The sequence below is a fragment of the Vibrio sp. 2096 genome (assembly GCF_033339595.1).
GTDB classification, from domain to species: Bacteria; Pseudomonadota; Gammaproteobacteria; order Enterobacterales; family Vibrionaceae; genus Vibrio; species Vibrio alginolyticus.
On record NZ_JAWOUX010000005.1, the window covers coordinates 180,874 to 203,926 of the forward strand.

At 44.9% G+C, this 23,053-nt stretch carries 19 protein-coding genes and 2 tRNA genes; 17 read left to right on the plus strand and 4 right to left on the minus strand.

The window, feature by feature from the left end; translation table 11 throughout:
• Nucleotides 1–82 precede the first annotated feature (82 nt).
• Nucleotides 83–379 carry a ribosome assembly RNA-binding protein YhbY gene (yhbY, locus tag R7Q41_RS11990; RefSeq protein WP_005380066.1) on the minus strand — a complete coding sequence of 99 codons (297 nt, stop codon included), beginning with the start codon at nt 377–379 and terminating at the stop codon, nt 83–85.
• A gap of 138 nt (nt 380–517) precedes the next feature.
• Here yhbY and rlmE point away from each other — a divergent pair, with 138 nt between their 5' ends.
• The 17 genes from rlmE to R7Q41_RS12075 all read left to right on the plus strand — a co-directional run bounded on the left by rlmE (nt 518) and on the right by R7Q41_RS12075 (nt 18,597).
• A complete protein-coding gene (gene rlmE / locus R7Q41_RS11995) occupies nt 518–1,147 on the plus strand; it encodes a 23S rRNA (uridine(2552)-2'-O)-methyltransferase RlmE (RefSeq protein WP_005388985.1) in 630 nt (209 codons plus the stop codon).
• A gap of 108 nt (nt 1,148–1,255) precedes the next feature.
• Entirely contained in the window at nt 1,256–3,229 is a 1,974-nt protein-coding gene (gene ftsH, locus R7Q41_RS12000) for an ATP-dependent zinc metalloprotease FtsH (protein WP_017635895.1), read from the plus strand.
• A gap of 52 nt (nt 3,230–3,281) precedes the next feature.
• Nucleotides 3,282–4,112, plus strand: coding sequence for a dihydropteroate synthase (gene folP / locus R7Q41_RS12005; RefSeq protein ID WP_017820419.1), 831 nt, complete (start codon nt 3,282–3,284; stop codon nt 4,110–4,112).
• A gap of 19 nt (nt 4,113–4,131) precedes the next feature.
• Nucleotides 4,132–5,472, plus strand: coding sequence for a phosphoglucosamine mutase (gene glmM, locus R7Q41_RS12010; RefSeq protein ID WP_005388992.1), 1,341 nt, complete (start codon nt 4,132–4,134; stop codon nt 5,470–5,472).
• A gap of 220 nt (nt 5,473–5,692) precedes the next feature.
• Nucleotides 5,693–6,031, plus strand: coding sequence for a preprotein translocase subunit SecG (secG, locus tag R7Q41_RS12015; protein ID WP_005380080.1), 339 nt, complete (start codon nt 5,693–5,695; stop codon nt 6,029–6,031).
• A 16-nt stretch (nt 6,032–6,047) separates the two neighbouring features.
• Nucleotides 6,048–6,131 (plus strand) — tRNA-Leu (locus tag R7Q41_RS12020).
• Nucleotides 6,132–6,187: 56 nt separating this feature from the next.
• Nucleotides 6,188–6,264, plus strand: a tRNA-Met gene (locus R7Q41_RS12025).
• Nucleotides 6,265–6,489: 225 nt separating this feature from the next.
• Entirely contained in the window at nt 6,490–6,945 is a 456-nt protein-coding gene (gene rimP, locus R7Q41_RS12030) for a ribosome maturation factor RimP (RefSeq protein ID WP_005386424.1), read from the plus strand.
• Between the two features lie 36 nt (nt 6,946–6,981).
• On the plus strand, nt 6,982–8,469 hold the full coding sequence (gene nusA, locus R7Q41_RS12035) for a transcription termination factor NusA (protein WP_005380084.1): 1,488 nt from the start codon (nt 6,982–6,984) through the stop codon (nt 8,467–8,469).
• A 22-nt stretch (nt 8,470–8,491) separates the two neighbouring features.
• Nucleotides 8,492–11,203: a translation initiation factor IF-2 gene (infB, locus tag R7Q41_RS12040; protein WP_005380086.1), complete on the plus strand. Its 2,712-nt coding sequence runs from the start codon at nt 8,492–8,494 to the stop codon at nt 11,201–11,203.
• A gap of 114 nt (nt 11,204–11,317) precedes the next feature.
• On the plus strand, nt 11,318–11,713 hold the full coding sequence (gene rbfA / locus R7Q41_RS12045) for a 30S ribosome-binding factor RbfA (RefSeq protein WP_005380087.1): 396 nt from the start codon (nt 11,318–11,320) through the stop codon (nt 11,711–11,713).
• A complete protein-coding gene (gene truB, locus R7Q41_RS12050) occupies nt 11,713–12,666 on the plus strand; it encodes a tRNA pseudouridine(55) synthase TruB (RefSeq protein WP_318108956.1) in 954 nt (317 codons plus the stop codon). The genes rbfA and truB overlap by 1 nt, the downstream gene beginning before the upstream one ends.
• Before the next feature lie 141 nt (nt 12,667–12,807).
• The gene (gene rpsO / locus R7Q41_RS12055; protein ID WP_005380094.1) at nt 12,808–13,077 is read left to right on the plus strand and encodes a 30S ribosomal protein S15; all 270 of its coding nucleotides are present in this window, start codon (nt 12,808–12,810) and stop codon (nt 13,075–13,077) included.
• A gap of 292 nt (nt 13,078–13,369) precedes the next feature.
• Nucleotides 13,370–15,505: a polyribonucleotide nucleotidyltransferase gene (gene pnp / locus R7Q41_RS12060; protein ID WP_054574827.1), complete on the plus strand. Its 2,136-nt coding sequence runs from the start codon at nt 13,370–13,372 to the stop codon at nt 15,503–15,505.
• Between the two features lie 178 nt (nt 15,506–15,683).
• Nucleotides 15,684–16,604 carry a lipoprotein NlpI gene (gene nlpI / locus R7Q41_RS12065; protein ID WP_005380101.1) on the plus strand — a complete coding sequence of 307 codons (921 nt, stop codon included), beginning with the start codon at nt 15,684–15,686 and terminating at the stop codon, nt 16,602–16,604.
• A gap of 99 nt (nt 16,605–16,703) precedes the next feature.
• On the plus strand, nt 16,704–17,126 hold the full coding sequence (locus tag R7Q41_RS12070) for a MarR family winged helix-turn-helix transcriptional regulator (protein WP_005380103.1): 423 nt from the start codon (nt 16,704–16,706) through the stop codon (nt 17,124–17,126).
• A gap of 124 nt (nt 17,127–17,250) precedes the next feature.
• Nucleotides 17,251–18,597, plus strand: coding sequence for an MATE family efflux transporter (locus tag R7Q41_RS12075; protein WP_318108958.1), 1,347 nt, complete (start codon nt 17,251–17,253; stop codon nt 18,595–18,597).
• Between the two features lie 51 nt (nt 18,598–18,648).
• Here R7Q41_RS12075 and R7Q41_RS12080 read toward each other — a convergent pair whose 3' ends face one another.
• The 3 genes from R7Q41_RS12080 to R7Q41_RS12090 form a co-directional block, all read right to left on the minus strand.
• On the minus strand, nt 18,649–19,527 hold the full coding sequence (locus R7Q41_RS12080) for a U32 family peptidase (protein ID WP_025998719.1): 879 nt from the start codon (nt 19,525–19,527) through the stop codon (nt 18,649–18,651).
• 20 nt (nt 19,528–19,547) lie between these two features.
• On the minus strand, nt 19,548–20,561 hold the full coding sequence (locus tag R7Q41_RS12085; protein ID WP_005386427.1) for a ubiquinone anaerobic biosynthesis protein UbiU: 1,014 nt from the start codon (nt 20,559–20,561) through the stop codon (nt 19,548–19,550).
• 133 nt (nt 20,562–20,694) lie between these two features.
• Nucleotides 20,695–22,734 carry an EAL domain-containing protein gene (locus tag R7Q41_RS12090; RefSeq protein ID WP_318144510.1) on the minus strand — a complete coding sequence of 680 codons (2,040 nt, stop codon included), beginning with the start codon at nt 22,732–22,734 and terminating at the stop codon, nt 20,695–20,697.
• Nucleotides 22,735–23,053: the final 319 nt, after the last annotated feature.

Consider the following 23,053-nt stretch of genomic DNA (forward strand, 5'->3'; position numbering starts at 1 on the left):
CGTTTGGAGTAGCATTACTACTCTGATAAAACGCAAAAAGGTCGCCTCAGGCGACCTTTTTTCTTCAGCAACGTAAGTAGAGTTACTTACGAGGGATTTCGATTTTACGCTCTTCAGACTGGCGGTATAGCACAAGCACTTTACCAATAGTCTGAACTTTTTCAGCGCCCGTCTCACGTACGATAGCGTCGATGATTAGCTGTTTTGTTTCACGATCTTCCGAAGCAACTTTTACTTTGATAAGTTCGTGATGGTTAAGAGCGATTTCAATTTCTGCTAGCACGGCTTCTGTAAGTCCATTTGCGCCCATTAGCACAACAGGTTTTAAACTGTGAGCTAGGCCTTTAAGGTGCTGCTTTTGTTTGGTGCTTAGGTTCATTACGCGGCCAATTTTCTTTAAAATAAGGGTTGAAAAAAGCTATTTTAACGCCATCTATTGCTGAAGACTATAATTTATTGAGTAATAGGTAGCGCCTATTAAAACAATAGCTCCAATTTGTGCCTTGTTGGGATTAAAATGAGTAAACAAAAACATTCGGCTAGTTCTGGTCGTTGGTTGAAAGAACACTTTGATGATAAATACGCGAATGAAGCCCGAAAAAAAGGCTACCGCTCACGTGCTTATTTCAAGATCGATGAGATTCAAACGAAAGATAAATTGTTAAAGCCTGGAATGACAGTCGTCGACTTGGGGGCCGCGCCGGGCGGATGGTCTCAATATGCTGCTAAGATAGTAGGGGACAGTGGTCAGATCATTGCGTGTGACTTGCTTCCTATGGACCCGATTGCTGGCGTTAGCTTTTTACAAGGCGACTTTCGTGATGATGCGGTATTGGAAGCTTTGCTAGAAAGGATCCAACCTTCCATGGTAGACGTAGTAATGTCTGATATGGCGCCTAACATCGCGGGAAACAATTCTGTTGATCAACCTCGCGCTATGTATTTAGTTGAATTAGCTTTAGATATGTGTCGACAAGTTCTAGCGCCTAATGGTAGCTTTGTCGTAAAGGTTTTCCAAGGGGAAGGCTTCGATCAGTATGTGAAAGAAGTCCGAGACATGTTTAAAGCCGTAAAAATTAGAAAACCAGACTCATCGCGAGCTCGCTCTCGAGAGGTCTTCGTCGTAGCCACTGGTTACAAAGGTTAACCATTTTGCTCTCTTGAGAGCGTGTTAACACTATAGCTACAGTTAATGAACTGTAGTACCCTACCTTTAATTACAATTAGTTATCGAGAGGCTTACACCTTGAGTGACATGGCAAAAAATTTAATTCTGTGGCTTGTTATCGCCGTCGTATTGATGTCGGTATTCCAGAGCTTTGGCCCTGGAGAAAGCAATGGCAGAACCGTGGATTACACCACGTTTGTACAGGAAGTTGGCCAAGGCCAGATTCAAGAAGCAACTTTTAAAGACGGTGAAATTAGCTTTGTTCGTCGTGGCGGCGGTGCCAAAATGGTCACTTACATGCCAGTGTATGACCAAAAGCTTCTAGATGACCTAATTAACCAAAACGTGAAAGTACAAGGCACGCCTCCAGAAGAGCAAAGCTTGCTTGGTACTATCTTCATCTCTTGGTTCCCAATGATCTTACTAATTGGTGTATGGATTTTCTTCATGCGTCAAATGCAAGGCGGCGGTGGTAAAGGCGCCATGTCTTTTGGTAAGAGCAAAGCTCGAATGATGAGCGAAGAACAAATCAAGACAACTTTTGCTGACGTTGCTGGTTGTGACGAAGCAAAAGAAGACGTGAAAGAACTGGTGGACTACCTACGCGATCCAAGCCGCTTCCAAAAACTGGGCGGTAAGATTCCAACGGGTGTTCTAATGGTTGGTCCTCCTGGTACGGGTAAAACGCTTCTAGCGAAAGCCATTGCCGGTGAGGCGAAAGTACCATTCTTTACTATCTCTGGTTCTGATTTCGTAGAAATGTTCGTTGGTGTTGGTGCATCTCGTGTGCGTGACATGTTTGAACAAGCAAAGAAAGCTGCACCTTGTATCATCTTTATCGATGAGATCGATGCGGTAGGCCGTCAACGTGGCGCAGGTGTTGGTGGTGGTCATGATGAACGTGAACAAACACTAAACCAAATGCTCGTTGAGATGGATGGTTTCGAAGGTAACGAAGGTATTATCGTTATCGCTGCGACTAACCGTCCGGACGTGCTAGACCCTGCGCTACTGCGTCCTGGTCGTTTTGACCGTCAAGTGGTAGTTGGTCTTCCAGATGTACGTGGCCGTGAACAGATCCTAAAAGTTCACATGCGTAAGGTCCCTCTAGCGGGTGATGTAGAGCCTTCTCTCATCGCACGTGGTACACCAGGCTTCTCTGGTGCTGACCTAGCAAACTTAGTTAACGAAGCAGCCTTGTTTGCTGCGCGAGGTAACAAGCGCAACGTTTCTATGGTTGAGTTTGAACTGGCGAAAGACAAAATCATGATGGGTGCTGAGCGCCGTTCAATGGTGATGTCTGAGGAAGTGAAAGAGTCAACCGCATACCACGAAGCGGGTCACGCGATTGTTGGTCGCTTGGTTCCTGAACACGATCCAGTGTACAAAGTGTCTATCATTCCACGTGGTCGTGCGTTGGGTGTAACAATGTACCTTCCAGAGCAGGACCGCGTGAGTATGTCTCGCCAACACCTAGAATCAATGATTTCTAGCTTGTACGGTGGTCGTTTAGCAGAAGAACTTATCTACGGTGCTGACAAAGTATCAACCGGTGCTTCTAATGATATCGAGCGCGCAACAGATATTGCTCGTAAGATGGTTACTCAATGGGGTTTCTCTGAAAAGCTTGGCCCTCTGCTGTATGCAGAAGATGAAGGCGAAGTGTTCTTAGGACGTAGTGTAACTCAGACTAAACATGTGTCTGACGATACAGCGAAGTTGATTGATGACGAAGTTCGTCAGATCATTGACCGCAACTACGATCGTGCGAAGAAGATTCTTCAAGAGAACATGGATATCATGCATGCGATGAAAGATGCGCTGATGAAGTATGAAACCATTGATGCTCGCCAGATTGATGACTTAATGGAGCGCAAAGCTGAAATTCGTGAGCCTGCGGGCTGGAGTGATAACTCAGCAAGCAAACCAGAAGACAGCGACAAGCCTCAAGCAAAGCAAGAAGTTAAAGAAGAAGCAACGGAGACTGCGAAAGATGCAGAACAGCCTAGCTCTTCTGAAACAACTTCTAACGAAGCGCCTGAAAAGAAAGACTCTGAATAAAGAGTATCGATAATATTAAACCCCGAGTTATCTCGGGGTTTTTGTGTTTATGATGATGATTACAGCAAATAACAAATCTTTGGACCTTTCGCGTCCACATGTCATGGCCATTCTAAATGTGACACCGGATTCCTTTTCGGATGGCGGTAAATACAACTCAATTGAACTTGCTCTTGCTCAAGTTGATAAAATGATAAAGGCTGGTGTAAGTATTGTTGATGTTGGTGGTGAATCAACAAGACCTGGTGCACCGGATGTGTCTTTGGAAGAAGAGCTTAGGCGTGTTGTCCCAGTAATCAAAGCCATTCGTGAAAAATATGATGTATGGATTTCCGTTGACACCAGTAAAGCAGAAGTGATGCGTCAAGCAATTGATGCTGGGGCTGATTTGATCAATGACATCCGCTCGCTGCAAGAGCCAGGTGCTCTGGAAGTCGCAGCAGAAGCAAACCTTCCAATTTGTCTGATGCATATGAAAGGTCAGCCTAGGACCATGCAAGTTGACCCTCATTATGATGATTTAATGGGGGACGTGTCGGCTTTTCTAGAAGAACGTATCGCGGCGTGTGAAGCAGCAGGGATTGATAAATCTCAACTGATTCTCGATCCTGGGTTTGGCTTTGGCAAAACAATCGAGCACAATTATCATATGCTTGCTCATCTTGAAAAGTTTCATGAATTCGGCCTGCCTATTTTGGCTGGCATGTCTCGTAAATCCATGATCTTCAAACTGTTAGACAAGCCAGCGGCAGAGTGTACGAACGCAAGTGTCGTTTGTGCTACGATTGCCGCGATGAAAGGCGCGCAGATCATTCGCGTGCATGACTTTGAAGAGACAATCGAAGCGATGAAAGTTGTTGAGATGACGAAAAACAATATTTAAAAATAATAAAGGAAAGTTTATGTCGAATGAAAGACGTTACTTTGGTACTGACGGTGTGCGCGGTAAAGTAGGACAATACCCAATCACTCCAGACTTCGTACTTAAGCTTGGCTGGGCTGCTGGTCGTGTACTAGCGAAACAAGGCACAAAGAAAGTTATCATAGGTAAAGATACACGTATTTCAGGTTATATGCTTGAATCTGCACTAGAGGCTGGCCTTGCAGCTGCGGGACTTAAAGCAACATTTACTGGTCCCATGCCAACTCCAGCTGTGGCATATTTAACTCAGACTTTCCGTGCCGAGGCTGGTATTGTGATTTCTGCATCACATAACCCATATTACGACAACGGCATTAAATTCTTTTCTTCTGAGGGTACTAAGCTACCTGACGATATCGAATTGGCGATCGAAGCTGAGTTAGATAAAGAAATTGAATGTGTGGAGTCTGCTGAGCTTGGTAAAGCAACCCGCCTAAATGATGCAGCTGGTCGTTACATCGAATTCTGTAAGAGTACTTTCCCATCTGAGTTGAGCCTTGCGAACTTTAAGATCGTAGTAGACTGTGCGCACGGTGCAACGTACCACATCGCTCCAAATGTTTTCAAAGAACTTGGGGCAGAAGTTATCGCTATGGGCGTAGAGCCTAACGGCATCAACATTAATGAAAAAGTGGGCGCAACAGACGTACGAGCTCTTCAACAGCGTGTTGTTGAAGAGCAAGCGCATCTTGGTCTCGCATTTGATGGTGATGGTGACCGCATCATTATGGTCGACCACCTAGGTAACAAAGTTGATGGTGACCAAATTGCTTATATCATCGCTCGTGATGCACTTCGTCGTGGTGAGCTAAAGGGTGGTGTTGTTGGTACACTAATGACTAACTTGGGTATGGAAAATGGTTTAAAGCAGCTAGGCATTCCGTTTGTACGTGCTGCTGTTGGTGACCGTTATGTCATGGAGCAACTGCTAGAAAAAGGTTGGAAAATTGGTGCTGAAAACTCAGGCCATGTGATCTTATTAGATAAAGTCACAACCGGCGATGCGATTGTTGCTGCACTTCAAGTACTTGCTTCTGTAATTGGCAGCGATATGTCTTTATATGAACTATCGCAAGGAATGACATTATATCCTCAGGTTTTAGAAAATGTCCGTTTCTCAGGAGAAAGTAACCCTCTTGAAGCTACAGCTGTATTAAACGCTGTCGCTGAAGTAGAGGCGACACTTGGTGATAAAGGGCGTGTACTGCTGCGTAAGTCTGGCACTGAGCCTTTGATCCGCGTTATGGTGGAAGGCGAAGATGGTGAACTAGTTCAACACTCAGCATTGAAAATCGCTGAGGCTGTTAAAGCAAGTTGTTAATCATTGCGTTAAAGCATGTCTTGAATGAAAAGGGCATCTTTTGCCCTTTTTTTGAGCGCTTAACGCATTGGCATTGATTTTTTACTAATTTTCCCTTGTCAGCGTTACTGGCTTTCGCTAGTATTGCTCCGCCTCCCGTTAGGAGGTCGCTAGCCTTGTTCATAATGATTTATTCTTTTGAACGGCGCTGGCTCAACAATTTGGAACATAGGTGGAAAAAATGTTTTCAGTTCTACTTGTGATTTACCTGTTGGCAGCGCTTGGTGTGATTGGCCTTGTGTTGATTCAACAAGGTAAAGGCGCAGATATGGGAGCCTCGTTCGGTGCTGGTGCTTCAAACACAGTGTTTGGTGCTGGCGGCTCAGGTAATTTCTTAACCCGAACAACTGCTATTTTAGCAACCGTATTCTTTATCGTTAGCTTGTTACTTGGTCGTATGTCTACGCACCAGACTGAATCACAATGGGTAGACCCAACGTTAGGTCAACCAGTTGTTGAACAAGTTAAGGATGCAGCGAGTGAAGTTCCTGCCCCAGCGGGTGATGAAATTCCTCAATAAGCTGTAAGGTTTTGATGCCGAGATGGTGAAATTGGTAGACACGCTAGCATGAGGTGCTAGTGCCTTAGGTGTGAGGGTTCGAGTCCCTCTCTCGGCACCATGTATTTACAAACTTGTAAATCACTTGTTTGCGAGTATAATGCTCAGCAAGTCGGACGCGGGGTGGAGCAGCTTGGTAGCTCGTCGGGCTCATAACCCGAAGGTCGTCGGTTCAAATCCGGCCCCCGCAACCAATCTCTTTCTTTAAAAGGAAATCGTAGATTGGCAAGTTTGCGTAGTGCTAACCACACTACGAGTTAAGAAAAGCAATTGTTGGCTATTCTTAACGTATCAGGGTCCAGCAGCATAAAACCCCGACTATCGGGGTTTTTTGTTATCTGAGCTTTTTGAAATGGCTCAGATACTGCTTGGTTTTTTGATTGGGCTCTGAGCCCTTTTTTTGTTTCTGGAGTGGTTAAATGACTGGTTTAGAAAGACAACTTACTGAAATGCTTGACGCGCCAGTAGCGGCATCAGGTTATGAGTTAGTTGGATTAGAATTCATTCGTGCAGGCGCGCACTCAACGTTACGTATCTACATTGACCATGAAAATGGTATTAACGTAGACGACTGTGCAGAAGTTAGCCACCAAGTTAGTGCAGTTTTAGACGTTGAAGATCCAATTTCTGTTGCTTACAGCCTAGAAGTGTCTTCTCCAGGTTTAGAAAGACCACTTTTTAAAGCAGCACATTACGAGCAATTTATTGGTCACGAGGTCAGCATCGTATTGAAAATGGCTGTAGCAAACCGTCGTAAGTGGAAAGGTATTATCCACGGTGTTGATGGCGAAACAGTGACAATTACTGTAGACGGTCAGCAAGAAGAGTTTGCTCTAAGTAACATTTCCAAAGCTAACCTGATCCCTAAATTTTAGTTCCCTAAAAAAGTTTAAGCTTAGAGGCTAAATATAATGAGTAAAGAAATTTTAGCGGTAGCAGAAGCGGTATCGAACGAAAAAGCGGTACCTCGTGAGCGTATCTTTGAGGCTCTTGAGATTGCTCTAGCAACTTCTACAAAGAAAAAATACGAAATCGAAATCGACGTACGTGTTGCCATTGACCGTAAAACCGGTGAATTTGTAACTTACCGCCGTTGGTTAGTTGTTGATGACGTAGAGAACCCTACAAAAGAGATCTCACTAGAAGCAGCGCAATACGAAGATGACTCAATCGAGCTTGGCGACTACGTAGAAGACGAAATCGAATCAGTAACGTTTGACCGTATTACGACTCAAACTGCTAAGCAAGTTATCGTTCAAAAAGTTCGTGAAGCTGAGCGCGCACAAATCGTTGAACAGTTCATCGACAATGAAGGTGATCTAATCACTGGTGTCGTGAAAAAAGTAAACCGTGACACAATCGTGCTTGATCTTGGTAATAACGCTGAAGCGGTAATCCTGCGTGATGACCAACTTCCTCGTGAAAACTTCCGTCCAGGCGACCGTGTACGTGGCCTTCTTTACAAAGTCGCGCCTGAAGCACGTGGTTTCCAATTGTTCATCACTCGTTCTAAGCCAGAAATGTTGGCAGAACTGTTCCGTGTTGAAGTGCCTGAAATCGCAGAAGATATTATCGAGTTGAAAGGCGCGGCACGTGATCCTGGTTCTCGCGCTAAGATCGCTGTCAAAACAAATGACAAACGTATCGACCCTGTAGGTGCGTGTGTTGGTATGCGTGGTGCACGTGTACAAGCTGTTTCTGGCGAACTTGGTGGGGAGCGTATCGATATTGTGCTTTGGGATGATAACCCAGCTCAATTCGTTATCAACGCAATGGCGCCAGCTGATGTTGCTTCTATCATCGTTGATGAGGATGCACACTCAATGGACATCGCAGTTGAAGCTGACAACCTAGCGCAAGCTATCGGTCGTAACGGTCAAAACGTGCGTCTAGCATCTCAACTAACAGGTTGGGAACTGAATGTTATGACAGTTGCTGATCTTCAGAAGAAACACGCTGAAGAATCACAAGCATCTATTGAAAACTTCATGAAGTACCTAGATATTGAAGAAGACTTCGCTCAACTTCTTGTTGAAGAAGGTTTCTCAACGCTAGAAGAAATCGCATACGTGCCAGTTAACGAGCTACTAGAAATCGATGGTTTGAATGAAGAACTAATCGAAGAGCTTCGTGGACGTGCAAAAGATGCACTAACGACGATCGCACTAGCACAAGAAGAGTCTTTTGAAGGTCTAGAACCAGCTGAGGACCTACTTGCACTTGAAGGTCTTGAGCGAGAGATGGCATTTAAATTGGCAGCGAAAGGTGTAGCGACACTGGAAGATCTTGCTGACCAAGGTATTGACGATTTAGAAGGTATCGAAGGCCTGACCGAAGAACGTGCAGGTGAGCTAATTATGGCCGCACGTAACATCTGTTGGTTCGGCGAAGAAGCATAATTTTCGGCAAGGAGGAAGCGGCATGACACAATTAACAGTTAAAGCACTGAGTGATGAGATTGGTACGCCAGTCGACCGCTTGATTGAACAACTTGCTGACGCTGGCATTAAAAAGGCGAGCTCTGACAATGTTACTGATGAAGAGAAGCAGAAGCTTCTCTCTCATTTAAAGAAAGAACACGGTGATAAATCAGGTGATTCAGAGCCGACTCGCCTTACGCTTCAGCGTAAAACTCGTAGTACACTTAGTGTGAACGCGGGTGGTGGTAAGAGTAAGAATGTTCAGGTTGAGGTGCGCAAAAAACGTACATACGTGAAGCGCAGCACAATTGAAGATGAAGCGAAACGTGAAGCTGAAGAAGCAGCACAACGTGAAGCAGAAGAAGCAGCAAAACGTGCAGCAGAAGAAGCTGCAAAACGTGAAGCTGAAGAAGCTGCGAAACGTGAAGCTGAAGAAGCTGCAAAACGTGAAGCGGAAGAAAAAGCGAAACGTGAAGCTGAAGAAAAAGCGAAGCGAGACGTAGATACGAATGCACAACGTAATGCTGAAGAAAAAGCAAAGCGTGATGCTGAAGAGAAAATTAAGCAAGAAGCAGCGCGAAAAGAGGCCGACGAGCTTAAACGTCGTCAGGAAGAAGAAGCTAAGCGTAAGGCTGAAGAGGAAAGTCAGCGCAAGCTTGAAGAAGCTCGCGAATTGGCTGAAAAGAATAAAGAGCGTTGGTCTGCTGCAGAAGAGAAAAAGGGTGATATGGAAGATACAGATTACCATGTAACGACTTCACAATACGCACGTGAAGCCGAAGATGAAGCAGATCGCAAAGTAGAAGGCGGTCGTCGTAAGAAGAAAAAAGCAGCTTCGGGTAAAGACGACCAAGCTCGCGGTGGCCGTAACAACCAACGTGGCGGTAGAGGTCGTAAGGGCAAACTTGCTAAGCCGACTTCAATGCAGCACGGGTTTGATAAGTCAGCAACGGTTGCTAAGCAAGACGTTGTAATTGGCGAAACGATCGTTCTATCAGAACTCGCTAACAAGATGTCGGTTAAAGCGACAGAAGTTATCAAAGTAATGATGAAGATGGGCGCTATGGCGACTATCAACCAAGTGATCGACCAAGAAACAGCACAACTTGTTGCTGAAGAAATGGGCCATAAAGTAGTTCTTCGTAAAGAGAACGAACTGGAAGAAGCGGTACTATCTGACCGTGACACTAACGCGGAAGCAGTTCCACGTGCTCCAGTTGTTACTATCATGGGTCACGTTGACCACGGTAAAACGTCAACACTTGACTACATCCGTCGCACACACGTTGCTTCTGGCGAAGCGGGTGGTATTACTCAGCACATTGGTGCGTACCACGTTGAAACAGACAACGGCATGATCACGTTCCTTGATACTCCTGGGCACGCAGCGTTTACTGCAATGCGTGCTCGTGGTGCTCAAGCAACAGATATCGTTGTTCTTGTAGTTGCAGCAGACGATGGCGTAATGCCACAAACAGTAGAAGCGATTCAGCACGCGAAAGCGGCAGGCGTTCCTCTAATTGTTGCTGTGAACAAGATCGATAAAGAAGACGCGAACCCAGATAATGTTAAGAACGAGCTTGCTCAATACGACGTTATTCCTGAAGAGTGGGGCGGTGAGAACATGTTCGTTCACATCTCTGCTAAACAGGGTACAAACATCGATGGTCTTCTAGAAGCAATCCTTCTTCAGTCTGAAGTTCTTGAACTTACAGCTGTAGCTGAAGGCATGGCATCTGGTGTTGTTGTTGAATCTCGCCTAGATAAAGGTCGTGGTCCAGTTGCAACAGTACTTGTTCAATCAGGTACACTAAACAAAGGCGACATCGTTCTTTGTGGTCAAGAATACGGCCGTGTTCGTGCAATGCGTGATGAGCTAGGTAAAGAAATTACTTCGGCTGGCCCATCTATCCCTGTAGAGATCCTAGGTCTTTCAGGTGTACCATCTTCAGGTGATGAAGCAACAGTAGTTCGTGACGAGCGTAAAGCGCGTGAAGTAGCTAACTACCGTGCTGGTAAGTTCCGTGAAGTGAAACTTGCTCGTCAGCAGAAATCTAAACTAGAGAACATGTTCTCTAACATGACTGCTGGTGAAGTTGCTGAACTTAACGTTGTACTTAAAGCAGACGTTCAAGGTTCTGTAGAAGCAATCGCTGACTCACTAGTTAAGCTATCTACTGACGAAGTTAAAGTGAACATCGTTGGTTCTGGTGTAGGTGGTATTACGGAAACTGATGTAGTACTAGCGGAAGCTTCAAACGCAATCATCCTTGGCTTTAACGTTCGTGCAGATGCTTCTGCTCGCCGTGCTGTTGAAGCCGCAGCTGTTGACTTACGTTACTACTCAATCATTTACCAATTGATTGACGAAGTGAAACAAGCAATGGGCGGTATGCTTGCTCCAGAATTCAAGCAAGAGATCATTGGTCTTGCTGAAGTTCGTGACGTGTTTAAGTCACCGAAACTGGGCGCTATCGCTGGTTGTATGGTTACAGAAGGTGTGATCAAGCGTAACAACCCAATCCGTGTACTACGTGATAACGTTGTTATTTACGAAGGTGAACTAGAGTCACTACGTCGTTTCAAAGATGACGTTCAAGAAGTTAAGAATGGCTACGAATGTGGTATCGGCGTTAAGAACTACAATGATGTTCGCGTTGGTGACCAAATCGAAGTCTTCGAAATCGTTGAAATTAAACGTACTCTAGACTAATTGACTAAAATTACTAATATTGTCTTTGAAAGATAAGTAGTAATTGGTTGTTGAATACACCATGGGGGGCTGGCTTTGACCAACCCCCCATTCTTTCTATATAAGAGTAAAGATATGTCAAAAGAATTTAGCCGCACGCAGCGCGTTGCACAGCAGCTGCAAAAAGAACTAGCGATGATCCTTCAACGTGAAGTTCGTGACTCTCGCCTTGGCATGGTGACGATCTCAGACGTAGAAGTCTCTCGTGACCTAGCTTACGCAAAAGTATTTGTGACCTTCCTGTGTGTGGGTGAGCAAACACCAGAATCATGTCTAGCAGCGCTACGTGAGCACGAAGTGCACATTCGCATGATGTTAGGTAAGCGTATTCGTCTACGTTTAACGCCAGAAATCCGCTTCCACTATGACAATACGCTTGTTGAAGGTATGCGTATGTCTAACCTAGTGTCTGAAGTCGTTAGTTCAGACAAACAAAAGCAAAAAGATTCTGGTCGTGAGGACGAAGAATAATGGCTCGTCGTCGTAAAGGTCGTCCAATTAATGGCGTTATACTGTTGGACAAACCAACAGGTATCTCTTCCAATGATGCACTGCAAAAAGTAAAGCGAATCTACTTTGCCGAGAAAGCAGGCCACACTGGAGCCTTGGACCCATTAGCGACAGGCATGCTGCCAATTTGCTTGGGTGAAGCGACAAAATTTTCTCAGTTTCTTCTTGATTCTGATAAACGCTACCGCGTGATCGCAAAGCTGGGTGAACGTACCAATACGTCTGACTCGGATGGTGAAGTTGTAGAGACGCGTCCAGTCGATGTTACGTTAGACAAGCTAGAAGCGTGCATTGAGAAGTTCCGTGGCGAATCTGATCAAGTACCTTCCATGTTCTCTGCGTTGAAGTATCAAGGTAAACCCTTGTATGAATACGCTCGTAAAGGCATCGAAGTTCCGCGTGAATCTCGTAAGATCACGGTATATGAGATTGTTCTTCACCGTTTTGAAGGCGATGAAGTAGAGATGGAAGTGCACTGCTCTAAAGGTACCTATATTCGTACTATCGTTGATGATCTGGGCGAAATGTTAGGTTGTGGTGCGCACGTAACTATGCTTCGTCGTACTGGTGTTGCTAAATACCCTTACGAGAATATGGTAACACTTGAGCAACTAAATGAGTTGCTAGAGCAAGCTCACCGCGAGGAACGAGCGCCTCGAGAGCTACTGGACCCACTGCTTTTGCCAATGGATACCGCGGTAGAAGACTTACCAGAAGTCAACTTGGTGCCTGAACTGGCGAATATGGTCCAACATGGGCAGCCCGTTCAAGTATTTGGTGCTCCGACTGAGGGCTCACTTCGCCTTACTATGGGTGAAGAACGCTTGTTTATTGGCGTTGGCGAAATGAACGAAGATGGCAAAATCGCTCCTAAGCGATTGGTCGTGTTCCGAGATGACGTTGCATCCAAGTAAATGATTGAAAATACCGATCTGAGTGTCGGTATTTTTATATTGCACGAGATAGGAAATTTCCCTATAATCCGCGCTTCGCGTAGCGGCTGAATCAGAGATTGGCTGCTACAACTTTAAACCTACTCTTATTAGGAGAGAATTATGTCTCTGAATGCAGAAACTAAAGCAGCAATCGTTGCAGAATACGCACAAGGCGAAGGCGACACTGGTTCACCAGAAGTTCAAGTAGCTCTACTTACAGCTTCTATCAACCACCTACAAGGTCACTTCAAAGCGCACAAAGGCGATCACCACAGCCGTCGTGGTCTTCTACGCATGGTTTCTCGTCGTCGTAAGCTTCTAGATTACCTAAAAGGTAAAAACCTAGCTCGCTACCAAGACCTAATCAAACGTCTAGGCCTACGTCGCTAATCAGCGACTGCATAGCAGTTTGTCTAAAAAGGGGCTTTATGCCCCTTTTTTGTTGCCTAAATTTAGCCAAATTAGACTTATGCCGTTATAATACTGGCGGCTAAACCTTGTAAGAGGTTTTCTCAAAAGCTCATAGCATTACAGTCAACCACGTCGACCAAAAGGTCGCGACTATTCAAAAGGAATTTCCGAGTTTCTTTTTACTAGTCGCGATTCGTAATGCCTTGAGTGTCAATTAACACATCTAAGATTTCTTTAAGCACTAAAGGAAGATTAGAAACAAGGAATAACAATGTTCGAAAAACCAGTTGTTAAAACGTTCCAGTACGGTAACCACACAGTTACTTTAGAAACTGGCGTTATTGCACGTCAAGCTACAGCAGCAGTTATGGTCACAATGGATGATACGTCTGTATTCGTATCTGTTGTAGGTAAAAAAGAAGCCGTTGCAGGTCAAGACTTCTTCCCACTAACGGTTAACTACCAAGAGCGTACTTACGCTGCGGGTAAAATCCCAGGCGGCTTCTTCAAACGTGAAGGTCGTCCTTCTGAAGGCGAAACGCTAACAGCTCGTCTAATCGACCGTCCAATCCGTCCGCTATTCCCAGACGCGTTTAAAAACGAAGTTCAGGTTATCGCGACAGTAATGTCTGTAAACCCAGATGTTCAGCCAGATATCGTTACAATGATCGGTACTTCTGCTGCTCTTGCTATCTCTGGCATTCCATTCAACGGCCCTATCGGTGCGGCGCGTGTTGGTCATATCGATGGTCAGCTTGTACTTAACCCTAGCCAAACTGAACTAGAAACTTCTAAGCTTGACCTTGTTGTTGCAGGTACAGAGTCAGCAGTATTGATGGTTGAGTCAGAAGCGGACAACCTAACTGAAGAAGAAATGCTAGCGGCGGTTGTTTATGGTCATGACCAACAACAAGTTGCTATTAAAGCTATCAACGAATTCAAAGCAGAAGTTGCAACTCCTGCTTGGGATTGGGTTGCTCCTGAAGAGAACACAGCGCTTAAAAATAAGATTGCTGATCTAGCAGAAGCTAAACTTGTTGAAGCCTACCAAATTACTGAGAAAATGGCTCGTTACGACCGCATCCATGAGATCGCTGCGGAAGTAAATGAAGTTCTTCTTGCTGAAGATCCTGAAGCAGATACAAAAGAAATCCACACTATCTTCCATGATCTAGAGAAGACAGTAGTACGTAGCCGTATTATTGCAGGTAACCCTCGTATCGATGGCCGTGAAAAAGACATGGTTCGTGCACTAGATGTACGTACTGGTGTTCTTCCTCGTACTCACGGTAGCGCGCTATTCACTCGTGGTGAAACTCAGGCGATCGTTACGGCAACGCTAGGTACTCAGCGTGATGCTCAAATCATCGATGAGCTAACTGGTGAGCGTAAAGATCACTTCCTACTGCACTACAACTTCCCTCCATACTGTGTAGGTGAAACTGGTTTTGTAGGTTCTCCTAAGCGTCGTGAAATCGGCCACGGTAAACTGGCGAAGCGTGGTATTGCTGCAGTAATGCCTTCTGTTGATGAGTTCCCATACACAGTACGTGTTGTGTCGGAAATCACTGAATCTAACGGTTCATCTTCAATGGCTTCAGTATGTGGTACTTCTCTTGCACTTATGGACGCAGGTGTACCAATCAAAGCATCTGTTGCTGGTATTGCAATGGGTCTTGTTAAAGAAGGTGACGATTTCGTTGTACTTTCTGACATCCTTGGCGATGAAGACCACCTAGGTGACATGGACTTTAAAGTAGCAGGTACTAACACTGGTATCACTGCACTTCAAATGGACATCAAGATCGAAGGCATCACTAAAGAAATCATGCAAATTGCGCTTAACCAAGCTCAAGGCGCACGTAAGCACATCCTATCTGTAATGGATGAAGCAATCTCTGGTGCTCGTGAAGACATCTCTGAATTTGCTCCGCGTATTCACACGATGAAGATCAGCGCTGAGAAGATCAAAGACGTTATCGGTAAAGGTGGTGCAGTTATCCGTGCTCTAACTGAAGAGACTGGTACAACTATCGAAATCGAAGACGACGGTACTATCAAGATTGCGGCAACTGAAGGCACTGCTGCGAAAGAAGCTATCCGCCGTATCGAAGAGATCACTGCTGAAGTTGAAGTGGGCCGTATCTACACAGGTAAAGTTGCACGTCTAGCAGACTTCGGTGCATTCGTAACGGTTCTTCCAGGCAAAGATGGTCTTGTACACATTTCTCAAATCGCAGAAAAACGCGTAGAGAAAGTGTCTGACTACCTAGCTGAAGGTCAAGAAGTTCAAGTTAAAGTTCTTGAAATCGACCGCCAAGGCCGTGTACGTCTAAGCATGAAAGAAGCGGTAGAAAAGCCAGCTGAAGAAGCTGCTGCTGAAGCACCAGCTGCTAAAGACGAGTAAGACAAAATGAGACTTTCAGCCTTTTATTAGATTAAGGGCCTGAAAGCATGTTATAAAAGGGGAGCATTTTCGCTCCCCTTTTTTGGTTTGTTTCGATGTATTAACCTCAAACGAGGTTATCGCCTATATTGCATTAAGAGAAATAAATCTTGAGCGGTCCAAACAGGAGTATCAATTAGTGAAATGGTTTCAAACCGCAATTTTATGTGTTGCTATCGCGCTGACCGGTTGTGCAAATACTTCTCAACAATCAGCACAAAAGTGGTTATATCCACCGATGGCGGTGCCACTTCAGCCTAGTGTTCAACAAGAAGTACAAATCGCGCGTCTCTCGCAGTTGCTACAACGTCCCGACCTTAGTGATGAAGTGCGCGCTAAAATGCATTATGAGCGCGGTAGCTACTACGACAGCGTTGGTTTACGTGATCTTGCCCGTTTGGACTTTAACCAGTCTTTGCAGTTGAATCCTGCTCAGCCGGACATCTTCAATCTTTTGGGAGTATACTTTACCCAAGTAGGAGAGTTTGATGCGGCATATGAAGCGTTTGACTCGACCATAGAGTTGGCTCCTGATAATACCTATGCTGAGCGCAACCGTGCGATTGCACTGTATTATGGTGGCCGAATCGATCTCGCTTTAGAAGATATGACCAAGCATTATCAAGAAATGCCAACGGATCCTTTTCGTTCATTATGGCTGTACATCATCGAAGCTGAGCAAAATCCAGAGCAAGCAAAAGCCAATCTTCAACAGCGTTATTTACGAGATCGTAGTGAAGAGTGGGGGTGGGTTCTTGTTGCTATCATGCTGCGAGACGTCTCGGACGAAGACGCGCTTAAAGCAATTATGGATGGAACGAGAGAGAACTATCGCCTAGCTGAACGATTGACGGAAACGTATTTCTACCTTGGAAAGCGTAATCAGCTTGAAGGTGATATCGCAAGTGCCATCTCACTTTATAAGCTCGCGATTTCGTTCAACGTTTACGATTATGTTGAGCATCGCTATTCTTTCTTGGAGTTGGCGCAAATTTACGATCAATTACAGCAAGATAGATTGGCCAAGTTAAAGGCTGCCAAGAAGCTGGAAATTGAATGATTTAGAGCCGCTCGATGAGAGCGGCTTTTTTTATGATTGAACTTGATGAGTGACTCATTTAAAATAGTTAGTCTTGCTAACTAAGTGGTGGTGGCTTTTATGGCATTAGAAGAAAGCTTGATTGATTTAGAGCGTTTTTGCGCCAAAGCTTGGCGTGTCTATGCCAAAGAAGATCCATTATCACATCTAAGCTTTAATGAGTTCGATTATTTACGTGTGATTCAGGTTTACCCTGAGGGTGTGCGAATAACCGATCTTGCAGAAGAGCTGCAAGTGACTAAGCCTTCCGCATCGACAATGGTTGTGCGTTTGGAAAAAAAGGGTTTGGTGAAACGCATCGCATGTAATGAGGATGCTCGTGCTAAGCGTGTGTTGCTTACGGAAGAAGTCGCAGAAAAAATGTCTTTGGAGCAGGTAGTGTACAAAGATATCTCTGACCAAATGATGCAACAATTAAATCAGCAAGAAGCTGAACAGTTACAAGCTTTATTGAATAAAGCATTGAGTAATAAGTCATTTTAAACTGAAGCAAAGGCCTCAGCTGTATGGTTTAGTTTTTGTTGTTTCATCTTTCTTTTATTTAATTTAACCATTTAGTTAGCCTTGCTAATTAAATGGTTAGCTTTGCTAACTACTGGTGACAGTCATGCAAAACTCAATTTATAGACAGTTTTGGAAATATACGATTCCAACCGTCGCAGCAATGCTCGTAAACGGTTTGTATCAAATAGTTGATGGCATTTTTATTGGCCGTTATGTTGGCGCTGACGGATTAGCTGGGATCAATGTTGCGTGGCCTATTATCGGTTCGATCCTCGGTATAGGAATGATGATTGGGGTGGGGACTGGCGCGCTGACTTCGATCAAGCAAGGAGAGAACGATCATGAAGGCGCTAAGCGAATCCTAACGACCGGATTGACGTTGTTAGCGGCATTGATGCCGATCGTTGCTACAATATTGTTCTTGTTTTCGGATGAATTTATTCGCTGGCAAGGTGCGGAAGGGCGAGTGTTTGAACTTGCGCTGCAATATTTGCATATTCTGATTGTCGCGTGCGTATTCACGTTGGGTTCTATCGCAGTTCCGTTTTTATTACGCAATGACGACAGCCCGAACTTAGCAACGATTTTGATGGTCATCGGTGCCGTTATTAACATTGTATTAGACTACGTATTTATTGCTTGGTTGGAGTGGGAGTTAACCGGAGCCGCTATTGCCACTGCACTTGCACAATTAGTGGTCACTGTGCTCGGTATTGGTTACTTCTTTACTTCAAAAGCAACATTACGCCTTCGTATCCGCGACTTCAAAGTTCAGGTTGATGCTGCACCAAAGATTATCATGATAGGTACATCAAGTTTCTTTATGTACGCCTACGGCTCTGTGATGGTGGCACTGCACAACGCGTTATTTGCTCAATACGGAAGTGCAATGTTGATCGGAGCGTACGCCATTTTGGGGTACATCGTGACGGTTTACTATCTGATAGCAGAAGGAATTGCGAATGGTATGCAGCCTTTAGTGAGCTTCAACCACGGTGCACGTAATCAGGAGAACATCAGAAAGTTATTAAAGGTCGCGATGGGGACATCTGTGCTTGGTGGGGTGGCGTTCGTTGTTTTGATGAACCTTTTCCCGTACGAACTGGTTGCGGTGTTTAATAATGCTGACCAACAGTTGATTGATAGCACCGTGATCGGGATTCGTTTACACATGTTTGCGTTGTTCTTAGATGGTTTTTTAGTTGTGGCGGCCGCGTACTATCAATCAGTAAACAAAGGCAGCAAAGCTATGTTTGTAACACTAGGCAACATGCTGGTCCAGTTGCCATTCTTATTCATTATGCCGAAACTTTTCGGCGTGACAGGTATTTGGTTAGCTTTCCCATTGTCTAACATTGCATTGAGTTTGGTCGTGATCAGTATGTTGTGGCGAGATGTGAAAAAGCTGCTTAATGAGAGTTCTGTCGAACCAAAGGTGCAAGCCTGCTAACAAAAGCTAACAGATAAAAGCGAGGCTAGGCCTCGCTTTTATCTTTAAGGATTAAATGGTTTTTACTTCTAAGCCCGCTAGTTGATGCCAATAGCCATTGCATTGGCGGCTTTCGAGCTTTTCAGGATTATCGCCGTATTCGTTTGAGCGAAAACGCTCTAACTCTGAAAAAGTGTCGATACCAAGAGGGCTTAACCGGACCACATCAACCAGCCCTTTCATAGTAGGTAAGTCATTGATGAGGTTGTAGCAATACCCTGACTGTGTTTGAATGCCGTTAAGGTTAAAGACTTCTTGCCCTTCTTGGCTGCTGACCTGGATACCCGTAGGGTATTTGATACAGCAGGTTTCGCAATCGTCTTTCGCTCGGTTTTCAGCTCGGGCTGTGAAACAGCGAGCGGAATACGCTAAAGGCAAATAACCGTGGCTAAATACCTCAACTTCAAACTTGTTACGAATACCAAGCTCGTCACACTGAACTAAAGTATCGTTTAACCATTCGCGAGATAGCTCGACAGGCATGCACCAACGCATCATACCTTGTTTCAAAAATAAGTTGAGCGTGTGTGCGTTATAAGTATTGATTGCAGGGCCAACGACGAAAGGCACTTTATGCTCTGATGCCAATTGAACAGCAGATACGTCATTTGCTTCAATCGCGAAGTCACCGTTGTCGATGTACTTCTTCATTATGTTTACTTCACTCGGAGCTTCTAGTAGTGCCATTGTTGATAGCACCACTTGCTTGCCAGATGCAGACAGCTCTTTTGCGATTTCAAGCCAATGCGAAGGCTTCATTTCTCGACGTTTTGAACATACGGTTTCCCCAAGATAGATGATGTCCGCGGAGCTTGATTTCGCTTGTTCATAAAACGCTTCGATATCTTGTTTTGGCCAGAAGTACAACAGCGTACCAAGCGCGTATTTCATTGAATTATCCATCTTAACCTCTACTGCCATTTGCGGTGATAAGCACCAAGTGTGGTCTGCGTACCTTCAGACACGTTTGCCAATGCGGCATCCCAAGCCGCTTCGACTTGATAAGCTTCTGGGTTTGCTTGGTAACGGTCAATCGCGGCTCGCCATGTTCGAGTGACTTGTTCTACGTAAGCTGGGCTACGTTGGCGACCTTCAATTTTTACAGACGCCACATTTGCAGCAAATAGTTCTGGCAGCATAGAGAGGGTGTTCAAACTGGTTGGTTCTTCCAGTGCGTGGTAGCGTTTTTTCTCGCCTTCGATTTCTGCTTCGAAACGACCTTTACACAAGGTAGGGTAGCCCGCATTTTCACCGGCGCTGTAGCGATCGATCAAAATGTCGTTAAGGCGGGATTCCAGACCATTTTCTGTTTCTTGCCAGCGAACGTACTTAGCTGGAGAGCATGCTCCCACAGTGTTTGGAGACTCGCCTGTCATATATGACGATAGGTAGCAGCGACCTTCAGACATGATGCAAAGGCTACCAAAAGCAAAGACTTCTAACTCGACATCGCTAGTGATGTTGCGTGAAAGCTGTTTGACCTGATGAATCGATAAAACGCGAGGTAATACTACCCGTTTTACGTTGAAGTTTTGTTTGTAAAAATCAATGGCTGCGACGTTGGTCGCTGATGCTTGCACTGAAAGGTGTAGTTCTAGATCGGGATATTTGCGAGCCGCGTACTCCAGCACTGCAATGTCTGCAACAATCAGCGCGTCTACACCCAGTGCCGCTGCATTGTCTACTGCGTTCGTCCAGCGCTCGAAGCCATTGGGATGAGCGAAGGTATTCAACGCGACATGAATTTTTTTATTGCGGTCATGAACGTATTGCACCGCTTTTTCTAACTTTTTGCCGTTAAAGTTGAGGCCAGCAAAGTGACGGGCGTTGGTATCATCTTTGAAACCAATGTAGACGGCATCGGCACCGCAATCAATCGCAGTTTTTAACGCAGGCAGGTTACCCGCGGGACACAAGAGTTCCATATGCTCACAATCATTGAGAATAAAAAGGTGTCCGCATTTTATGAAGAATTATGAATAGCGAAATTGACCTAAGTTAGGTTTAGCTCAATAAAGTCGATATTTACCCCTTGCGAGTAAGGGTATCGGGTCGGGGTTAGTTCTTGTGACGACGATTCTGTACAAACAGCTCTTCAATTTCATGTTTTGGCTGCGGGCGATAAAAATGGAATCCTTGAATCGCATTACATTGAAGGTTAGAGAGCAGGGTCGCTTGCTGGTGGGTTTCCACCCCCTCGGCAACGACAGTTAAGTCGAGCGACTTACCCAGATTAATGATGTTTTCAATCACAGTGACTTGTTTCGGTAGTGTGTCGATATCATTAATAAAAGCGCGGTCGATTTTTAGCTCGTCAATAGGAAAACGCGCTAAGTAGGAAAGAGAAGAGTAGCCGGTACCAAAGTCATCGATAGAGAGAGCGAAGCCAAGCTTTTTAATCGCATTCAACATTTGCAGTGTATGTTCGCTATCACTCATCACGGCACTTTCGGTTAGCTCGAAGGTAATGCAGCTTGGATCAAGCTCGGTAGTGCGAAGCAGCTTTTCCATAAAGTCGATCAGCTGTGGGTTGCCAAATTGCTCGGGAGAGAGGTTGATGGCGACACGGCCTGGCAGTATGCCTTGTTGCTTCCAACGTTTTACCGTATTGAAAACATCACGCATCACGACACGTCCAAGGTGTTCTATTAACCCAGCGCGCTCGGCGACAGGAATGAATGAGCCAGGACTAATGTACCCTTCGACTGGATGCTTCCAACGAACGAGCGCTTCTGCGCCGTTGATACTGAAGTCTCGCGCGTTAACCTTAGGTTGATACCACACTTCCAAACCGTTCTGCTGCAATGCTTTTTGCAGTTCAATTTCAAGCCACAAACGCATACGCGCTTCTTTGTTCATTTGATCGTTAAATTTGATCAGACGATTTCTACCACGATCTTTGGCTTCATACATCGCAGTATCGGCATTTTGTAGTAGGATTCGCGCATCTTGTCCGTCTTCAGGGTATCGAACGCTACCAATTGAACACGCAAGGCGTTTACTGAAGTGGTGCAAGTCGAAAGGTTGGTTGATCAACGAGATAATGCGATCGGACAAAATTTCAGCCATGCGGGTGTTTTCTGGCTCCGGCAGAATGACGCCAAACTCATCGCCACCCAAATGACCAATAATCGCTTGGTTTGGCAGTAACCGTTTAAGACGGACCGATACCTCTTGAATCACTTTATCGCCAATATGATGGCCAAGTGAGTCATTAATGTTTTTGAAGTTATCGATATCCAAATAGAACACCAGAAGCGGTGTTTGCTTTTTGATCAGCTGTTCCAAACGTTTGGTGAAGCCAAAGCGGTTGTAGAGTTTGGTGAGCGAGTCAATGTGTATGTCTTCATTCGATGCAGAAGACAGGTTTTTGGGCGCATCATCAGCATCTTGGATTAGGATAATTTGAGATTCGCTACCTAATATCGCCGTGGAATCCGCGTGTAGCTGAACTTTCCGTTCAAAGCCGCATCTTGCACTGGTTAAGCAGACAAAAGGTTTGTCAGAAATTAATGTACTCAATCGATGACTAAATACCTTTTTACTGTTTTCATCGATGAATAAACGACTTAGCTCTTCGCCCAACAATTCATGAGGAGAGTTAAGTCCGAGAAGGCGCGCTGATGCGGGGTTCGCAGAGATGACAATATCATCTTCGATAAGCAGTAAGCCGTCTGGTAGCAGTTGTGTTAACTTCGCAAACTTACTTTCGGACTCTTCTAAGGAGCGAACGAGTATCTGCTTTTCTGAAGTATCGACAGCGTGAAAAACAACAAAGCGAATGTCGTTACCTTCAAAAACTGGCGAAAGACTAAAGTGAAGACTGGTTTCAAGGTCGGTTTCATCGAGCGTGATTTCGGCTTCGACATGTGCCCCTTTGAACGCGCGCTGATAGTATGGTGCAAGCTTCTTATAAAACTGTTCACCCAGCACTTGGCAATCGTTTAAGCCGACGATTTCCTCATGACTTAAACCTGCGATATCGCAGTAACGGTCACTTACCATTCGATAATTGTGTTTTTTATCAAGAATGGCAAAGAAGAAAGGGCTATTTGAGGTTAGCGTGGCAAACCAATGTTTTAATTGCTGGGAAGGCATTAGGGTATTACCGATCTCCAATGAGCCAGATTATTCGTCCGTGTATAAAAAGCGACACCCTGATAAGCCTGCGGCGATCTACCACCAAGCCAAAGTGTTACTTGCCATTAAAGGGCTCGCGGTTTTAGCTGTGCAGTCGACAATCACATGGATACGCTCAGATAACTATAACTTTGAAAATACGGTTGTAAAAGTGTTTATCCACCTGTTCGCATCAATAATACACGTAAGTTCAAAAAAAGAAGCGTTAGTGAGCAATAAACCACCAATCTAAAATAAGCACTTTATTGATACATAACAGTAATCTCATCGCCACGAT